Genomic DNA, 16,279 nt, shown 5'->3' with positions numbered 1-16,279 from the left:
GTGGCGCTGAATGTCACCGACCTCCGGGTCTACTACCGGACGCTGCGCGGCGAGGTGAAGGCGCTCGACGGCGTCACGTTCTCCGTCGCGGACGGCGAGATCATGGGCCTTGCGGGGGAGTCCGGCTCGGGCAAGTCCACGCTCGCCAAGAGCCTGATCCGGCTGGACGGCCGCATGCGGCACGTCGGCGGCACGGTGGAGCTGGACGGCAGGACCATGCCCCTGTCGGACGACACCGGGATGGACAGGTTCCGCTTCCGCGAGGTGTCGCTCATCCCGCAGTACTCGATGAGCGCGCTCAACCCGACCAGGAAGATCGGCAGGATGGTCGGCGAGCTGCTGGAGTCGCGCGGCGAGCGGCCGGAGCGGGCCGAGCTGGAGCGGCGGCTCGAGCTGGTCGGCCTGTCGAAGGACGTGCTCGACCGCTACCCGATCGAGCTGTCCGGCGGCATGAAGCAGCGGGTGGTCATGGTCGTCTCCACGCTGCTGAACCCCTCGCTGCTGATCGCCGACGAGGTCACCTCCGCGCTCGACGTGTCGAGCCAGAAGGCCGTGGCCACGACGCTGCTCGGGTTCCGCGACCGCGGCCTGGTCACGAGCATGATGGTGGTCACCCACGACATCTCGCTCGTCTACCAGATCGCCGACACGATCATGGTGATGTACGCCGGGCGGCTGGCCGAGAAGGCCCCGGCCGACGTGCTCGTCACCGCTCCGAGGCATCCGTACACCAAGCAGCTCATCTCCGCGCTGCCCGAGGTGGGGGTGCGCTACGAGGACCGCAGGCTGACGGGGATCCCCGGCAATCCGCCGTCCCTGCTCAAGCCGCCCGGGGGATGCCGGTTCAGGGACCGCTGCCCGCTCGCGTTCGACCAGTGCGCCGAGCAGCCGCCGTTCGCCGAGGTGGCCCCCGGCCACTTCGTCGCCTGCTGGAAGGCCGAGTGAATGCTGAAACTCGATAGCGTCTCCAAGGTCTACCGCGTCGGCGCGTTCGGCGGGCGCGAGCTGAAGGCCGTCTCCGACGTCAGCTTCGAGGTCGGCGAGGGAGAGGTGGTCTCGCTCATCGGCGAGAGCGGCAGCGGCAAGAGCACGCTCGGCCGGATGATCCTGCGCCTCGCCTCGATCAGCGGCGGCAGGATCACCCTGGACGGCAGGGACATCGCCTCGATCAAGGACCGCAAGGAGTACTACCGGCAGGTGCAGGGCGTCTTCCAGGACCCCTTCAGCTGCTACAACCCCGTCTTCCGGGCCGACCGCGTCTTCGCGATGATCAAGGAGCAGTACTTCCCCCAGGCCGGCGCGGACGAGTGGCGAAAGCGCGTCGAGGGCGCGCTGGAGAGCGTGCGGCTCGACCCCGGCAACGTCCTCGGCAAGTATCCCCACCAGCTCAGCGGCGGCCAGCTCCAGCGCATGCTGATCGCCAGGGCCGTGCTCCTCGACATCCGGCTGCTGGTCGCCGACGAGATCATCAGCATGCTCGACGCGTCCACCCGGATCGACGTGCTCAACCTGCTCGCCGACCTGCGGGCGCGCGGCCTCGGCATCCTGTTCGTCACGCACGACCTGTCGCTCGGCAACTACGTCAGCGACCGGACCGTGGTGCTGCGGCACGGGAAGATCGTCGAGATGGGCCGGACGGACCTCGTCTTCGGCAACCCGGCGCATGCCTACACGCGGTCGCTGCTGGCCTCGGTCCCCCGGCTGCACGCCAAGTGGACGGATGTCGCGGCCGAGGACATGACCGAGGACGTGCCGTGCGCGTACCACGAGGCGCCGCAGGAGAGCCGGACCCGTCCCGGGCTGGCCGAGGTGGAAGGCGGCCACTTCGTGGCCTGCTCCGGCTGCGGGGCATCGAAGATTAAGGAGAAAGCGTGAGCTCTCACCGTCCCCTGCACGACGGGTGGACCGTCACCGCCGTGTCGTCGACCGGGCAGCTCCGGCCGGTGGTCGCGGACCTGCCCGCGGCCGTTCCCGGTTGCGTCCACACCGACCTCCTCGCCGCCGGGCTGATCGAGGACCCGTACCTGGACGACAACGAGGACCGGCTGACCTGGATCGGCCGCACGGCATGGTCGTACGAGACCACCTTCACGTGGGAGCCCAAGGGGGACGGCGCCGACGACGACCGGGCGGACCTCGTCTGCGAGGGACTCGACACGGCCGCCACGCTCGTGCTCAACGGCGTCGAGATCGGCACGACGGCCAACATGCACCGGTCGTACCGCTTCCCCGTGCGGCACCTGCTGAGCGCCGGCGAGAACACGCTCAAGATCCTGTTCGACCCGCCGTACGGGTACGCGGAGGCGCAGAAGGCGGCCCTCGGCGACCGCCCGGGCGCGTACGCCGAGCCGTACCAGTTCATCAGGAAGATGGCCTGCAACTTCGGCTGGGACTGGGGGCCGACGGTGGTCACCGCCGGGATCTGGCGGCCCATCGGCATCGAGACCTGGAGCACCGCCAGGATCGCCGAGGTGCGGCCCTTCGCCTCGGCGGACGGCACCGTCGAGGTGCACGTGGCGATCGAGCGGGCTACCGAACGGCCGCTCACGCTCACGGCCTCGGCGGGAGGAGTGACCGAGACCGTCACCGTCGGCGCCGGGCGGCGGCGGGCCGTCGTCACGCTGACCGTGCCCGACCCCGACCTGTGGTGGCCGCGCGGGTACGGCGAGCAGCCGCTGTACGACCTGACCGTGCGGCTCGAGGACCAGGAGTGGACGGGCCGGATCGGGTTCCGCTCGGTCGAGCTGGACCGGACCGACGACGCGTTCACCCTTGTGATCAACGGGAAGCCGGTCTTCGTCAAGGGCTTCAACTGGATCCCCGACGACTGCTTCCCCAACCGGATCACCCGCGAGCGGCTGGCCGAGCGGTTCGCCCAGGCGACCGGCGCGGGCGCCAACTGCCTGCGGGTGTGGGGCGGCGGCATGTACGAGAGCGAGGACTTCTACGACCTCGCCGACGAGATGGGCCTGCTCGTGTGGCAGGACTTCCCGTTCGCCTGCGCGGCCTATCCCGAGGAGGGCCGCTTCGCGGCGGAGGTCGAGGCCGAGGCCCGCGAGCACGTCGCCCGCCTGGCCCGCCACGCCAGCCTCGTGCTGTGGTGCGGCAACAACGAGAACATCGAGGGCCACGCCGACTGGGGCTGGCAGGACACGCTGGAGGGCCGCAGCTGGGGCGGCGGCTTCTACTACGACCTGCTGCCCCGGGTCGTCGCCGAGCTCGACCCCACCCGGCCCTACTGGCCGGGCAGCCCCTACTCCGGGGCCCCCGACCTGCCGCCGAACGACCCGTCCAAGGGCACCGTCCACATCTGGACGGTCTGGAACCACCAGGACTACACCCACTACGCGACCTACACGCCGAGGTTCGTGGCCGAGTTCGGCTTCCAGGGCCCGCCGACGTACGCGACGCTGCGCGCCGCGGTGTCGGACGATCCGCTGACGCCGGACTCCCCGGGCGTGACCCACCACCAGAAGGCCGTCGACGGCAACCTCAAGCTGCTGCGCGGCCTCGGCGAGCACCTGCCCCAGCCGGACGGGTTCGACGACTGGCACTACTACACCCAGCTCAACCAGGCCAGGGCGATGGCGTTCGGCATCGAGCGGTTCCGGGCGCTCGCGCCCCACTGCATGGGCACGATCGTGTGGCAGCTCAACGACTGCTGGCCGGTCACCTCCTGGGCCGCGGTGGACGGCGGCGGGCGGCGCAAGCCGCTGTGGTACGCGCTGCGCCGGGCCTACGCCGACCGGTTGCTGACGTTCCAGGGCGACGCGCTGGCGGTCGTCAACGACACCGGCGAGCCGTGGTCGGGCGAGCTCGCCGTCGACCGGCTCAGCCTGGCGGGGGAGATCCTGGCCAAGGAGCGCCTCGACGTGTCGGTCCCGGCGCGCGGCACGGCGTCCGTGGAGCTGCCCGAAGGGGTCGTGCGGGCCGGGAACCCGCCGGGCGAGGTGCTGGTGGCCACCCTCGGCGACGTACGCGCGCTGCGGTTCCCGGAAGAGGACCCGGCCATGGACTACCCGCCGGCGGAGATGGACACGGTGGTCGAGGAGATCGAGGGCGGGCTGCGGGTGCGGGTGACCGCGCGGACGATCGTGCGCGAGCTGGCGATCTTCCCCGACCGGCTCGACCCCCGCGCGACCGTGGACGACCAGCTCGTCACGCTGCTGCCGGGGGAGACCGCGGTCTTCCACGTCATCGGCGGTGACCTGGACCCCGGCGCGCTCGTCCGTCACCCCGTGCTCCGGTGCGTCAACGAATCCCGTTAGTCTCGGATCGCCCCCGCCCCGACGCGCCGCGCCTGATAAGCAGAGGACTCACGTGGATCTGCTCACCAATGTCATCAAGGACTACCCCTGGGGCTCCCGGACGGCCATCGCCGAGCTGACCGGGCGGCCCGCCTCGGGTCCGGAGGCGGAGATGTGGCTGGGCGCCCACCCGGCCGCCTCCTCCCGGCTGACGAGGGACGGGGCCGAGACCACGCTCGCCGACGCGGTCGCGGCCGACCCGGCGGGGACCCTCGGTGAGGCGGTCGCCGGGCGGTTCGGCGACCGGCTGCCGTACCTGATGAAGCTGATCGCCGTGGACGCGCCGCTGTCGCTGCAGGTCCACCCCGACGCCGAGCAGGCCGCCGACGGCCACGCCCGGGGCGACGCGAACTACACCGACCCCTGGCACAAGCCGGAGCTGGTCTGCGCGCTCACGCCGTTCACCGGGCTGGCCGGGTTCAGGCCGCCGGAGCAGGCGGCGATGCTGGTCGAGCGGCTGCACGTGGAGGCGCTGAGACCGGTCGTGGCGGCCCTGCGCGCCGGCGACGTGCTCGGCGCGCTGCGGGTGCTGCTGGAGTGGCCGACCTCGCGACGGAAGCTCGTCGAGTCGGTCGTGTGGGCGGCGTCGGCGGTCCACACGCCCGACTACGCGCTGGTCACCAAGCTGGCCCGGCGCTACCCGGAGGATCCCGCCGTTCTCGCGCCGCTGCTGATGCGCCGCCACACGCTGGCGCCCGGCGAGGCGCTGTTCCTCGGGGCCGGGGTGCTGCACTGCTATCTCGACGGCTTCGCCGTGGAGATCATGGCCTGCTCCGACAACGTGCTGCGGGCGGGCCTCACCGGCAAGCGCGTCGACGTGGAGGAACTGCTGCGGATCGCCGACGCCGCCGCGCAGCCCGTGGCGGTGGAGCCGGTCGGCGGCGCGTACGTGCCGCCGGTCCCGGAGTTCCTGCTCCGCAGGATCGCGCCCGGACCGGCCGAGGCGCTCCCGGGGGGCCTGCCGAGGATCGTGCTGTGCGCCGAAGGCGTCGTCAACGTGGGCACCGCCGAGGGCTCGGAGGTCAAGCTGCGGCCCGGTGAGTCGGTGTTCGCCGCCGCGTCGGAGGGATCCGTCGAGATCGGCGGGGACGGCGTCGCCTTCTGCGCCGAACCCCACGTGTGACTCACTTAGCGTGATGTTTGTCCTACGCCACGTGATGTGAGTACGTCCCGCGGGTAGGAGCCCCTCATCGTCAAGCGCGGCCCGATGAGGGGGATCCATGGGGCGCTTCAGGGTTGCCGGCATCGCCGCGGCGTCGTTGGGCGCGGTCGCGCTCTCCGCCTGCGCCGCCGGCGGGGGCAAGCACGTCACGCACGCGAGCCCGGCCGGTCACCAGCAGAAGAACGCGGCGGCCGGGGCGGCGCTGCGCAAGTCCGAGACGGCCGCCGCCGCCCAGGTGAAGGCCAACGAGCTGGGGCAGGTTCCGGTGATCATGTATCACCGGATCGTCAAGAACCCGCCACCGGGCGACGACCGCAGCCCGAAGGACTTCCGCGACGAGCTGGAGCGGCTCGCGGCGGAGGACTACGTGCCGGTCACCGCGGCCGAGTACGTCACCGGAAAGATCGACATTCCGGCGGGCAAGCACCCGGTGGTGCTGACCTTCGACGACTCCTCGCCCTCGCAGCTCACGCTCGACGGCATGGGTAATCCGGCGCCGGACTGCGCGGTCGGCATCCTGATGGACGTCGCGAAGAAGCATCCGGGCTTCCGGCCGGTGGCGACCATGTACGTGATCAAGGACCTGTTCGGCAAGGCCCGCCAGGAGGAGCAGATCCAGGTCCTGCAGTGGCTCAAGGACCACAACTTCGACATCGGCAACCACACCCGCGACCACCTCAACCTGCTCGGCAAGCCGAAGGACCAGGTGGAGAACCAGATCGCGGCCGGGCAGACGCTGATCACCGCGCTGATCAAGACGCCGCCGGTCACGCTCGCCCTGCCGTACGGCAACCAGCCGCACGAGAAGAAGTGGGCGCTGCAGGGGGCGTCCGGCGGCACCCGCTACGACTACAAGGGCGTGTTCCTCGCGGGCTACACCCCGGCGCCGTCGCCGTACACCAAGGACTTCGACCCCGTCGGCATCCCGCGGATCAGGTCGAAGGAGAAGGTCGGCGACTGCAAGAAGTTCTGCTCGATGGCGTGGCTCGACTGGCTCAAGGCCAACCCGACCGACCGCTACACCTCGGACGGCAACCCCAACACGGTCGCCTTCCCGAAGTTCAAGGCGGCCTTCGTCGCACCGTCGTTCACGTCCCGCGCGCTGCCGTACTGACGGGATGGGTGACCGTGCGGGGGCGGCTACCCTGCCAGCATGGACGACGCCACCGCCGACGCCACCGCCCTGCGGGGTCTCACGCCGCGGCTGATCGGGCCGGAGATCATCGCGGTCTTCGCGGTCTCGCTCGGCGCCAGCGCCCTGCTGTCGCTCATCCGCCTCATCGGCGCTCTGACCGCGCCGAAGGACCTGGGCGACCAGCACGCGGTGCTCGTCGGCTCGCTGGCTCCCGGGCGCCCGTGGCTGGATCTCTCGCTGCACCTCGCGGGGATCGCGGTGAACGTGGCGCCGGTGGGGCTCGTCGCCTACCTGCTGGCGCGGTCGGGCGAGTCCATGCGCACGATCGGGGCCGACTGGCGCGAGCCGGGCCGCGACACGCTGCGCGGCGCCCTGCTCGCGGCGGTGATCGGCGGCAGCGGGCTGGTGTTCTACCTGTTCGCCTTCCGGTCCGGGTTCAACCTGAACGTCGTGCCCGACAGCCTGCCGGACACCTGGTGGCGGATCCCGGTCCTGGTCGCCGAGGCCGCCCAGAACGGCGTGCTGGAGGAGGTGCTGGTCGCCGGTTATCTGCTGCACCGGCTCCGGCAGCGCGACTGGTCGCCGTGGCGCGCGGTGGGGGTGTCGGCCGTCCTGCGCGGCTCCTACCACCTCTACCAGGGCTTCGGCGGCTTCCTCGGCAACATCGCGATGGGCGTGGTCTTCGGCCGGCTCTACCAGCGCTGGGGGCGGACCATGCCGCTGATCGTCGCGCACACGCTGATCGACGTGGTCGCCTTCGTCGGGTACGGCGTGCTGCGCGGCCGTGTCTCCTGGCTGCCCTGATGGTGCCCTGATCTGCTGTCTAATCGGGCGGAATGCGCTCTCTCCGGCGCGCCTGATTGATTTGGGCCCGATCCCGGTGCATCGTTGACGGGCCGCCGCACGTCTGGATCCCCCCGGGCAAAACCGGCCTGTCCTGGCCGCATTTCATTCGGGGAATTCGCATGAGGCGTTTATCGATACGCATTCCATATCCGTCCCGCCGTCGAGCCGTCGTCGGCCGACGGCCCGGAGGTCCCACCCGGCCGCCCGGCCGCGGACGTCCGGTCAGCCTGCCGTACCGGTGCCCGGTTGGAGGCACAGTGGGAGGGGGAGCCGCACGCCGGAGCCCCGCCGCGCCCGTCACCGAGGGTGCCGTCGCCGAGGATGCCGTCACCGAGGATGCCGTCACCACGAGTGCCGTGACCGCGCGCGCGGCCCTGCCCGTACGGCCCGCTCCCGGGAACACCGGTTCGTGGGCGGCGGTCCCGCCAAGGCGGGAGACGAGCGTCTTATTACCACCGCTGCCGAGGGCGCGGTCCGATCCGTTATGTCCCGCACGCCGGGCGCCCGCGGGGGCGCCCGGCGTGTTTTCGCGTTCGGGGTGTCTTCGCGTTCGGGGTCTGCCGGAGCTCAGGCGAGGCAGCGCAGCGCGCCCCGGATGCGGGGGTCGAGAGGATGCCCGGCGGGCAGACGGCCGACCGTCGCGTCGACGAACTCCTCGGGGGACAGGTCGGCGGTGAGACCGTCGTCCACCTGCACCTGCAACCGGCCACAGGCGTGTTCGATCCGCGCCTTGGATCCCTGCTCCTCCAGCGCGAACATGCCGACCCGCACCCGCCAGCCGAGGCGGTCGCCGGCCTCGTCGGACGTCACCGGAGCCCCCACGTCGTCGGCGTGCGTGGCGTACTCCGAGTCGTAGTGGAAGGTCTGGAGACCGGCCGGGTAGGGGCCGGCCGACGTGTGCAGCGTGCCGTCGCGGCCGAGGGCGCGCATCCGCCTTCGCGTCTCCCCGTTCTTGGTCCGCCACTCGTCGAGCACCTGCTCCACCGGCAGGCCGTGCCGCTTGCGCACGCACCACTCGTTGAAGCCGTCGAATCCGCCGCGCACGCCCTCGTGTTCGAGCAGCTCGTAGAACCCGTCGATGTCGTCGTCCAGGCACGCGTGGTTGTACGACTCCTCGCCGGCCAGGTGCGCGAGCACGTCGCGGACCGTCCAGCCGTCGCACCGGGAGGGGCGGTTCCAGCCGTCCTCGTCGAGGGAGGAGAAGAAGCGGTCGAGGCGCGCCGCCTCGGTGTCGAAGATGTCGAAGGGGTCGAGCCCCGCCAGTTCGTCCCGTGCAGAGGTCATGCCTGAGCCGTACCCTGACCCGCCTCCCCCTCACTTCGCGGCGGTACGGCGGGCGGCATCAGGCGGTGTCAGGACATTTCTCTCATAAGGCGGACATTTAAACCTCGGGCGGCCTCAACAATGCGCAGGGGAAGGGAAAGACCGGGTCTTGGCTCGTTTGTCCGGTGATTGGTGCGGAAACCCCGAGATCGGTAAGCACGGTGGTTGTGCTGTGGATGTTCTAGGGGGAAAACGAAATGGCAAAAAGCACGAGCGTCGCCGGAATCCTCGCGATCGGCGCCGTCCTCGCCGGCGGCGCCGTGATCGCGGGTGTTCCTCTCGTCGCGGCTCCGGCGGGGGCCGCCACGATGTCCGCACAGCACGGCCTCGTCCGGTTCGGTCATCCGCACTCCCGGGGCCAGCGCAACCGCCAGAAGAACGGGCACCGGCACAATCAGCGGCTGCGGGAGCAGCAGCGCCAGCACCAGTTCCTGATGCGTGACCTCACGCTGGTCCTCGTCCCGTTCCAGAAGGAGGAGACGGACGCGCGGGCGCTGCCGTACAACTGGCAGAACGACAGCGTCTCCGCCCTGCAGTGGGCCGGCCACGACCAGCTGGCCACGTTGCAGGACACGCCCGAGACGGTCGAGATCAACCGCGACGGCCAGGAGGAGAACACCAAGACGACGGTCTCCCCGCAGGTGGACAAGCAGGACCTGGACGGCTCCGTCAAGGTGGACGAGAAGAAGGACGAGAAGAAGGACGAGAAGAAGGACGAGAAGAAGGACGGCAAGCAGGACCGCCCGGCGCCCCGGCCGCATGTGGATCCCGGCAAGCCGCCCGTCATCGTGACGCCCACGCCCGCCGTGTCGAAGCCCGACCCGGCGCCGGTCGTGAAGCCGGTCGTCAAGCCCGCTCCGGCCCCGGCCCCGGCTCCCGTCGCCAAGCCCGTGGAGAAGCCGGCGCCCGCGCCCGTTGTGAAGCCGGTCGTCAAGCCCGCTCCCGCTCCGGCCCCGGCTCCCGTCGCCAAGCCCGTGGAGAAGCCGGTGCCCGCGCCCGAGGCGTGCGCTCCCGCCTGTTCGCCCGGTCTCCTCTCCTTGCCCCTGACCCTCTCCCTCACGGCCAAGGTGGCCCTCGGGGCGGACGTGAACGCGGGCACGACGGCGGCGAAGCCGGCCACCGCCACCACCGGTGTCTGCGTGCCGCTGAGCGCGAGCTGAGCCCTCAGGCGTCCCTGCGGGCCAGCAGGACGGCGGCCGCCGCGTACGGCACCGCCACCCAGGCGGCCATCACCGCGAGCGCGGCGAGCGGCGACAGGAGCGCGCCGCCGAGCGATTGAGGGTTGCCGGTGCCGGCCAGCTGGCCCGCCAGGGCGCCCGGGAGGATCGAGCCGACGCGCTCGTTCCAGGGTGCCGGGATGTTGTTGACGACGATCGGGACCACGTACCAGACCGCCACGAGTGCGGCGACGGCGGCGACGGCCGACCGGGTGATCGCGGCCAGGCACAGGCCGAGCAGCGCGAACATCGCGATGGACAGGCTCAACGAGAGGAAGAGCGGCATCTGCCGGCTCAGCGCCTCGGCCGACTGCCCCCGGATCGGACGGTCGCCGATGATGAGCCGCCCGGCGGCGTACGTCGCGAGCACGGCCGCGAGCCCCGTGCAGAAGGCGACGACCGCGACGACGCCCGCCTTGGCGGCGAGCACCCGTCCGCGCGACGGCAGCACGGTGAACGTGGTGCGGATCATTCCGGTGCCGTACTCGCCCGAGAAGGCGAGGACGCCCAGCACGGCCAGGCACAGCGAAGCGAGCCAGTTGGCGAGCTCGGGCAGCGACGACACCTCGAGGCGATCGCGCCGATCGGGCGGCAGGCCCTCCCACAGGTGGACGGCGTACCACGCCAGCAGGGCCATGAGAGCGACGACGACGCCGACCACGCCGAGGACCACGGAGGTGGACCGGAGGGTGCGGAGCTTGAGCCATTCGGTGGCGAGAGCGTCGATCATCGGTCCGCCCCCTCAGCCGTGAGCCGCATGTAGGTCTCCTCCAGCGAGGCGCCGCGCGGGGTGACCTCGTGCAGCGGGATCGCGTGCCGGGCGGCGAGGTCGCCGATCTCGGCCGGATCGAGGCCGCGCACCGACAGGCCCCCGCCGTCCTCGGCCGTGACCGTCCCGCCCGCGCCCGACAGCGCGGTGGCGAGGTCGCCGGCGCGGCTGCTGCGGACGAAGACGTCCCTCACGGCCGTCAGCTCCCGCATCGGAGTGTCCGCGATGAGCCGCCCGCGGCCGATGATGACGAGGTGGTCCGCGGTGAGCTCCATCTCGCTCATCAGGTGGCTCGACAGGAGCACCGTGCGCCCTTCGGCGGCGAGGGCGCGCAGCAGTTCGCGGATCCAGCGCACGCCGTCCGGATCGAGACCGTTGACCGGCTCGTCGAGCAGCAGCACCGCGGGATCGCCGAGGAGCGCGGCGGCGATCCCCAGGCGCTGGCGCATGCCGAGCGAGAAGCCGCCGATCCGCTTGCGGGCCACGCCGGCCAGGCCCACCTGCTCGATGACGGACACCACCCGGTCCCGGCCGATGCGGTTGGCGCGGGCCATCCAGCTCAGGTGGCCGAGGGGCGTACGGCCGCCCTGGACGGCCCCGGCGTCCAGGAGCGCGCCCACCTCCCGCATCGGGTGGCGGATGCGGTCGTAGCGGCGGCCGCTCACCAGCGCCTCGCCGCTCGCCGGGCGGTCGAGGCCGAGGATCACCCGCATGGTCGTGGACTTGCCCGCGCCGTTGGGCCCGAGGAACCCGGTCACGCGGCCTGGTTTCACGTGGAACGTCAGCCCGTCCACGGCGACCGTGCGCCCGAAGCGCTTGGTCAGCTCTCTGACTTCGATCATGTCCCGACGGTCTCGCGGACCGCCCGCCTCCCGCGTCGGAGCCACGTGCGATCTGCCGGACGCGCCTCAGACCGTGGCATGACAGACCGGGGCAGGAGGCGAGCGTGCGCGCGTATGGCTAGCGTGGGCGCGTGGACGATCCGGACGTGCGGCCGTTGTTCCCCCGGCCGCTGCGCCCCCGTGAGCTGGTCGCGCTCGACGTGCTGGCCGGGCTGGCTTACGCGTTCGTGCTGGTCGTCGGCTCCCTGGACGCGCGTCACCCGGCGGCCTGGGCCCTGATCGCCGCGATGACGGTGCCGCTCGCGGTCAGGCGGCGGTGGCCGCTGCCGGTGTTCTGCGTCGTCGCGGTCGCGTCCGCGGCGGCCATGGCGCTCGGCGTCGTCCGGGAACCGCTGGCCGCCACGGCGTACGCGCTCTATCCGGTCGCGCTCACGACGCGGCGGCGCCGGTGGGAGCCGACGGCGGCGATCGGCGCGCTGACCGTCGGGGCGCTGCTGCTGGCGGCGTTCGGCGGCGTGGCGGCCGAGCCGGAGGTCAGGCGGATCGTGGAGACCGTCGTGCTCGGCTCGCTCGCGTTGGGCGGCGCCTGGACGATCGGCCGGGCGGTGCGGGAGCGCCGGGCGTACGCCGCGCGCCGGGCCGAGCAGGCCGCCGAGCGCGCCGTCACCGAGGAGCGGCTGCGCATCGCCAGGGAGATGCACGACGTGGTCTCCCACACGCTCAGCCTCATCGGCGTCAAGGCCGGGGTCGCCGCGCACGTGGCCGACCGGCGGCCGGAGGAGGCGCTGGAGGCGCTGCGGGTCATCGAGACCACGAGCAGGCAGGCGCTGACCGAGATGCGGCACATGCTCGGCGTGCTGCGTACGGCCCCCGGAGCTGCGGCCGGCGCGCTGGCTCCGGCGCCGGGCCTCGCGGCGCTGCCGGACATCGCCGAGCGTGCGGCGGCCGCGGGCGTACGCGTGGACCTGGACGTACGGGTGACCGACGGCCTGTCCCCGGCGCTGGAGCTCGCGGTCCACCGGATCGTCCAGGAGGCCGTCACCAACGTGGTCAGGCACGCGGCCCCGGCGGCCTGCCGGGTTCTGGTGCACGACGAGGGAGGACAGGTGCGGATCGAGGTGACCGACGACGGCCCGGGCCGCCGGGTCCTGCCCGCCGGTCCGCCCGGGCACGGCCTGATCGGCATGCGCGAGCGCGTCACGGCGTACGGCGGGATCTTCACGGCCGGTCCGCTGCCCGGCGGCGGGTTCCGCGTGCTCGCCCGCCTGCCGCTGGAAGGGGAGGGGACGTGAACGAGTCCCAGCCGATCCGGGTGCTGCTCGCCGACGACCAGGAACTGCTGCGCGGCAGCCTGCGCCTGCTGGTCGACAGCACGCCGGGGCTGGTCGCGGTCGGCGAGGCGGGCACCGGGGCGCGGGCCGTCGAACTGGCCCGCGCCGAGCGTCCCGACGTCGTGCTGATGGACGTGCGGATGCCCGGCATGGACGGCATCGAGGCGACCCGGCGCATCTGCGCCGAACCTTCCGCCACCAGGGTGCTGATCCTCACCACGTTCGACCTCGACGAGTACGTCTACGCCGGGCTGCGGGCCGGGGCGAGCGGGTTCCTGCTGAAGAACACCCCGCCCGCCGACCTGCTGACGGCGATCCGCGTCATCGCCGAGGGCGAGGGACTGCTGGCGCCGAGCGTGACGCGGCGGCTGATCGCCCAGTTCGCCCAGTTCACACAGTTCGGCCGGACCGCCGCGGACCGGCCTCGATCCGGTCCCTCGCTCGACGGCCTCACCGCCCGCGAGCGTGAGGTGCTCACGCTCGTCGCGCGCGGTCTGTCCAACCTGGAGATCGCCGCGAACCTGCATGTGAGCACGGCCACCGTGAAGACCCACATCGGTCACCTGCTCGCCAAGCTCGGCGCGCGCGACCGGGCCCAGCTGGTCATCGCCGCCTATGAAGGGGGGCTCGTCGCCACGTCACGACGGCACCCGTGACAGGGTGGAGCCCGTGGAAGTCTTCGATGTGATCGTGATCGGTGCGGGTCCGACGGGCGAGGTCGCCGCGGGACGCGTGGCGGCGGCCGGCCTGAGCACCGTCATCGTGGAAAGCGAGCTGGCGGGAGGGGAGTGCTCCTACTGGGCCTGCATGCCGAGCAAGGCGCTCCTGCGGCCGGTGGACCTCGCGGGCGAGGTGAGCCGGGTCACGGGGCTGCGGCTGGACAGCACAGCCGGGGGCGGGCCGATCGACGCCGCCGCCGTGCTGGCCCGGCGTGATGCCGTGGTCTCCAACTACGACGACGCCGGGCAGGCCCGCTGGCTCGACTCGGCGGGCGTGACGCTCGTACGCGGCACGGGACGGCTCGCCGGCCCCCGGCGGGTCGAGGTCACGACGGCCGACGGCGACACCCGCACGCTCGTCGCGAACCACGCCGTCCTGCTGGCCACCGGAAGCCGCCCGGTGATCCCGCCCGTGGCCGGTCTGGCCGCGGCCGAGCCGTGGACGAACCGCGAGGCGACCGGCGTGCGTGCCGTGCCGGACCGGCTCGTGGTGATCGGCGGCGGCGTGGTCGCGTGCGAGATGGCCCAGGCCATGCGCGGGCTCGGGGCCCGGGAGGTCACGATGCTCGTCCGGGGCGGCGAACTGCTGACGAGGATGGAGCCCTTCGCCGGAGAGGCGGTCGCGCGATCGCTGACGGACCAGGGAATCGACATCCGCACGCACGAGAGCGCGGAGAAGGTCGAGCGACCGGAGCCGGGCGGCGAGGTCACGGTGCGGCTCGCGAGCGGGGGGACGGTCACGGCCGACGAGATCCTGGTCGCCGCCGGCCGCCGGTCGGCCACCCACGACCTCGGCCTGGCCTCGGTCGGGCTGCCGGAGTCCGGTCCGGTCGAGGTGGACGAGAGCATGCGGGCCACCGGCGTCGCGGACGGCTGGCTGTACGCGGCGGGGGACGTCAACGGCCTCGCGCTCCTCACGCACATGGGCAAATACCAGGCGCGGGTGGCCTCCGATGTGATCATCGCCCGTGCCCGGGGCGAGGCGGACGACCGGCCCGGCATGCGCGACCGCGCCGACCGCGCGGGGGCGCCGCAGGTGGTCTTCACCGATCCGCAGGTGTGCGCGGTGGGCCGCACGGAGGCGCAGGCCCGCGCCGAGGGCTTCGACGTGCGGGTCGTGGAGTACGACATGGAGCAGGTGGCCGGTGGCTACCTCCTCGGCGACGGCTACCGGGGCAAGGCCAAGGCGGTGGTCGACGAGCGCCGCCGGGTGCTGCTCGGCGTGACGTTCGTGGCCCCGGGGGCGGCCGAGCTGCTGCACGCCGCGACGATCGCGGTCACGTCCGGGGTGACCCTGGACGACCTGTGGCACGCCGTCCCGGCGTACCCGACCGTCAGCGAGGTGTGGCTGCGCCTGCTGGAGGCGTACGGGCTCTAGAAACCGGCTCTAGAGACTGATCACCGCGGGGTGGCGCGGGTCCTCGACGCGGACGACCACGTCGGCGGCCCGCACCGGGCCGGTCTCGCGCTCGTACCGCTCGTAGGCGGGCAGCGTCCACCGCTCCTCGGGCGGCGTGCGGCGGGCCAGCGCGGCGGCCGACATGGACAGGTGGACGGTCAGGTCGAACGGCAGGCCGCGCCCGAGCAGCAGCGCACCGTCGAGCAGCACCACCCCGCCCGGCTTCAGCGTCACGTAGTCCGCGCGGGTCGCCCGGTCGCGCTCGCTGTCCCACAGCGACGGCAGGACCCTGCCCGTACGGCCCGGCTCCAGCGGCCCGAGCACCTCGCGGGTGAGGCCGCCCACGTCCAGCCACTCGTCGTGGAACACGTCGGGGTCGGTCCGGCCGAACTCCAGCCGGAGCGAGGCCGGGCGCAGGAACCCGGCCGCGGGCACCCGCAGGGCCTCCCGGCCGCGCAGGCGCAGCGGCTCCACCAGGTCGTCGGCCAGCCGTCCCGGTTCGGCGGCGGGGGCGCCGTCCACGGCGACGCGCACCCACGCGTCGCGCGGCCGGTCGGCGATCAGGTCGGCGAGTTCCTCCACGAGCAGGGACGGGGAGACAGGACGGGCACGCACGCCCCCATCATTTCCCACCGTGCGTCATCGGTTGAGCCGGCGGCCGGAGATCTGCTCGGGGGCCATCACGATGAAATGGTCGCGGTTTCCGGGCACCCACGGCGTGAGCGGCAGCGCCGACAGACGGGCGATCTCCTCCGGTTCCGAGACCGCGCGGGCGTGCCCGACCGCGGTCACCGACCAGCCCGTACGGAACGCCGCGTCGAAGTCGTCGGCCTCGAAGGCCACGACGGCGTTCCTGGCCGCGGCGGCGAGCTTGGAACCGGGGGCGGTGCGGATGACGATGTTCCCGTCGAGCAGGCAGAAGTTGACCGGCTGTACGGCGGGGAGGGCACGATCGGTGAAGACGATCCTGCCGATGGGGGCGGAGGCCAGCAGGTCCAGGCATTCCCCTCCGCTGAGGATCTCCAGGCCGGCCGAGTCGAGCTTCATGTCTGCCAGCCTGAGGGATCGACCGCCGCGCGGGTTAGGGACGAAGGTCCCGTCGTCGACGTCGATCGGCCCCGGCTCAGCTGCCCTGCCCGGCCTTGAGGCGGGCGGCGAGCGCGGCGGCCTGGGTGCGGCGCTGCATGTCGAGCTTGCTCAGCAGGTTGGACACGTAGTTCTTGACCGTC

General features: G+C 72.5%; 15 protein-coding genes and 1 pseudogene. 10 read left to right on the top strand and 6 right to left on the bottom strand.

Annotated features, from left to right (window positions below; genetic code table 11):
* The 6 genes from ABZ860_RS20995 to ABZ860_RS20970 all read left to right on the top strand — a co-directional run bounded on the left by ABZ860_RS20995 (position 1) and on the right by ABZ860_RS20970 (position 7,408).
* Positions 1-945, top strand: coding sequence for an ABC transporter ATP-binding protein (locus tag ABZ860_RS20995; protein WP_357222499.1), 945 nt, complete (start codon positions 1-3; stop codon positions 943-945).
* A complete protein-coding gene (locus ABZ860_RS20990; protein WP_357222497.1) occupies positions 946-1,875 on the top strand; it encodes an ATP-binding cassette domain-containing protein in 930 nt (309 codons plus the stop codon).
* Positions 1,872-4,268 carry a glycoside hydrolase family 2 TIM barrel-domain containing protein gene (locus ABZ860_RS20985; protein ID WP_357222495.1) on the top strand — a complete coding sequence of 799 codons (2,397 nt, stop codon included), beginning with the start codon at positions 1,872-1,874 and terminating at the stop codon, positions 4,266-4,268. The genes ABZ860_RS20990 and ABZ860_RS20985 overlap by 4 nt, the downstream gene beginning before the upstream one ends.
* A gap of 52 nt (positions 4,269-4,320) precedes the next feature.
* Entirely contained in the window at positions 4,321-5,430 is a 1,110-nt protein-coding gene (gene manA / locus ABZ860_RS20980; protein WP_357222493.1) for a mannose-6-phosphate isomerase, class I, read from the top strand.
* Positions 5,431-5,527: 97 nt separating this feature from the next.
* Positions 5,528-6,583: a polysaccharide deacetylase family protein gene (locus tag ABZ860_RS20975; protein WP_357222491.1), complete on the top strand. Its 1,056-nt coding sequence runs from the start codon at positions 5,528-5,530 to the stop codon at positions 6,581-6,583.
* Between the two features lie 39 nt (positions 6,584-6,622).
* Entirely contained in the window at positions 6,623-7,408 is a 786-nt protein-coding gene (locus ABZ860_RS20970) for a CPBP family intramembrane glutamic endopeptidase (RefSeq protein WP_357222489.1), read from the top strand.
* A 609-nt stretch (positions 7,409-8,017) separates the two neighbouring features.
* On the opposite strand, the gene ABZ860_RS20965 is transcribed toward ABZ860_RS20970, so the two are convergent.
* Positions 8,018-8,734, bottom strand: coding sequence for a maleylpyruvate isomerase family mycothiol-dependent enzyme (locus ABZ860_RS20965; protein ID WP_357222487.1), 717 nt, complete (start codon positions 8,732-8,734; stop codon positions 8,018-8,020).
* A 236-nt stretch (positions 8,735-8,970) separates the two neighbouring features.
* Between ABZ860_RS20965 and ABZ860_RS20960 the strand changes: the two genes are divergently transcribed.
* Complete coding sequence (locus ABZ860_RS20960; protein ID WP_357222485.1) at positions 8,971-9,933, top strand: hypothetical protein; 963 nt, start codon at positions 8,971-8,973, stop codon at positions 9,931-9,933.
* A 4-nt stretch (positions 9,934-9,937) separates the two neighbouring features.
* On the opposite strand, the gene ABZ860_RS20955 is transcribed toward ABZ860_RS20960, so the two are convergent.
* Together ABZ860_RS20955 and ABZ860_RS20950 are read right to left on the bottom strand one after the other, a co-directional pair.
* A complete protein-coding gene (locus ABZ860_RS20955) occupies positions 9,938-10,720 on the bottom strand; it encodes an ABC transporter permease (protein WP_357222484.1) in 783 nt (260 codons plus the stop codon).
* A complete protein-coding gene (locus tag ABZ860_RS20950) occupies positions 10,717-11,601 on the bottom strand; it encodes an ATP-binding cassette domain-containing protein (protein WP_357222482.1) in 885 nt (294 codons plus the stop codon). The genes ABZ860_RS20955 and ABZ860_RS20950 overlap by 4 nt, the downstream gene beginning before the upstream one ends.
* A gap of 131 nt (positions 11,602-11,732) precedes the next feature.
* Between ABZ860_RS20950 and ABZ860_RS20945 the strand changes: the two genes are divergently transcribed.
* From ABZ860_RS20945 to ABZ860_RS20935, 3 genes are read left to right on the top strand one after another with little or no spacing between them, the layout of a single operon-like run.
* Positions 11,733-12,893 carry a sensor histidine kinase gene (locus ABZ860_RS20945; RefSeq protein ID WP_357222480.1) on the top strand — a complete coding sequence of 387 codons (1,161 nt, stop codon included), beginning with the start codon at positions 11,733-11,735 and terminating at the stop codon, positions 12,891-12,893.
* A complete protein-coding gene (locus tag ABZ860_RS20940) occupies positions 12,890-13,588 on the top strand; it encodes a response regulator transcription factor (RefSeq protein ID WP_357222478.1) in 699 nt (232 codons plus the stop codon). Before ABZ860_RS20945 ends, ABZ860_RS20940 begins: the two co-directional genes overlap by 4 nt.
* 13 nt (positions 13,589-13,601) lie before the next feature.
* Positions 13,602-15,029, top strand: a complete 1,428-nt coding sequence (locus tag ABZ860_RS20935; RefSeq protein WP_357222476.1) for an NAD(P)/FAD-dependent oxidoreductase — start codon at positions 13,602-13,604, stop codon at positions 15,027-15,029.
* Positions 15,030-15,038: 9 nt separating this feature from the next.
* On the opposite strand, the gene ABZ860_RS20930 is transcribed toward ABZ860_RS20935, so the two are convergent.
* The 3 genes and pseudogenes from ABZ860_RS20930 to ABZ860_RS20920 form a co-directional block, all read right to left on the bottom strand.
* The gene (locus ABZ860_RS20930) at positions 15,039-15,665 is read right to left on the bottom strand and encodes a uridine kinase (RefSeq protein WP_357222474.1); all 627 of its coding nucleotides are present in this window, start codon (positions 15,663-15,665) and stop codon (positions 15,039-15,041) included.
* A gap of 24 nt (positions 15,666-15,689) precedes the next feature.
* The gene (locus ABZ860_RS20925; protein WP_357222472.1) at positions 15,690-16,097 is read right to left on the bottom strand and encodes a pyridoxamine 5'-phosphate oxidase family protein; all 408 of its coding nucleotides are present in this window, start codon (positions 16,095-16,097) and stop codon (positions 15,690-15,692) included.
* Between the two features lie 76 nt (positions 16,098-16,173).
* A pseudogene (locus ABZ860_RS20920) lies at positions 16,174-16,279 on the bottom strand (DNA-binding response regulator); the annotation flags it as partial.

It is taken from the genome of Microbispora sp. NPDC046973, assembly GCF_040644495.1.
Lineage (GTDB): Bacteria > Actinomycetota > Actinomycetes > Streptosporangiales > Streptosporangiaceae > Microbispora.
Note: the sequence above shows the minus strand (reverse complement) of the source record. Positions and strands in the feature narration are given on the sequence as shown.

Bases quoted from the DNA above. Each gene is read 5' to 3' on its own strand.
- ABZ860_RS20955 (WP_357222484.1), bottom strand. From the start codon at position 10,720: ATGATCGACGCTCTCGCCACCGAATGGCTCAAGCTCCGCACCCTCCGG.
- ABZ860_RS20970 (WP_357222489.1), top strand. From the start codon at position 6,623: ATGGACGACGCCACCGCCGACGCCACCGCCCTGCGGGGTCTCACGCCG.
- ABZ860_RS20950 (WP_357222482.1), bottom strand. From the start codon at position 11,601: ATGATCGAAGTCAGAGAGCTGACCAAGCGCTTCGGGCGCACGGTCGCC.
- ABZ860_RS20925 (WP_357222472.1), bottom strand. From the start codon at position 16,097: ATGAAGCTCGACTCGGCCGGCCTGGAGATCCTCAGCGGAGGGGAATGC.
- ABZ860_RS20960 (WP_357222485.1), top strand. From the start codon at position 8,971: ATGGCAAAAAGCACGAGCGTCGCCGGAATCCTCGCGATCGGCGCCGTC.
- ABZ860_RS20990 (WP_357222497.1), top strand. From the start codon at position 946: ATGCTGAAACTCGATAGCGTCTCCAAGGTCTACCGCGTCGGCGCGTTC.
- ABZ860_RS20965 (WP_357222487.1), bottom strand. From the start codon at position 8,734: ATGACCTCTGCACGGGACGAACTGGCGGGGCTCGACCCCTTCGACATC.
- ABZ860_RS20975 (WP_357222491.1), top strand. From the start codon at position 5,528: ATGGGGCGCTTCAGGGTTGCCGGCATCGCCGCGGCGTCGTTGGGCGCG.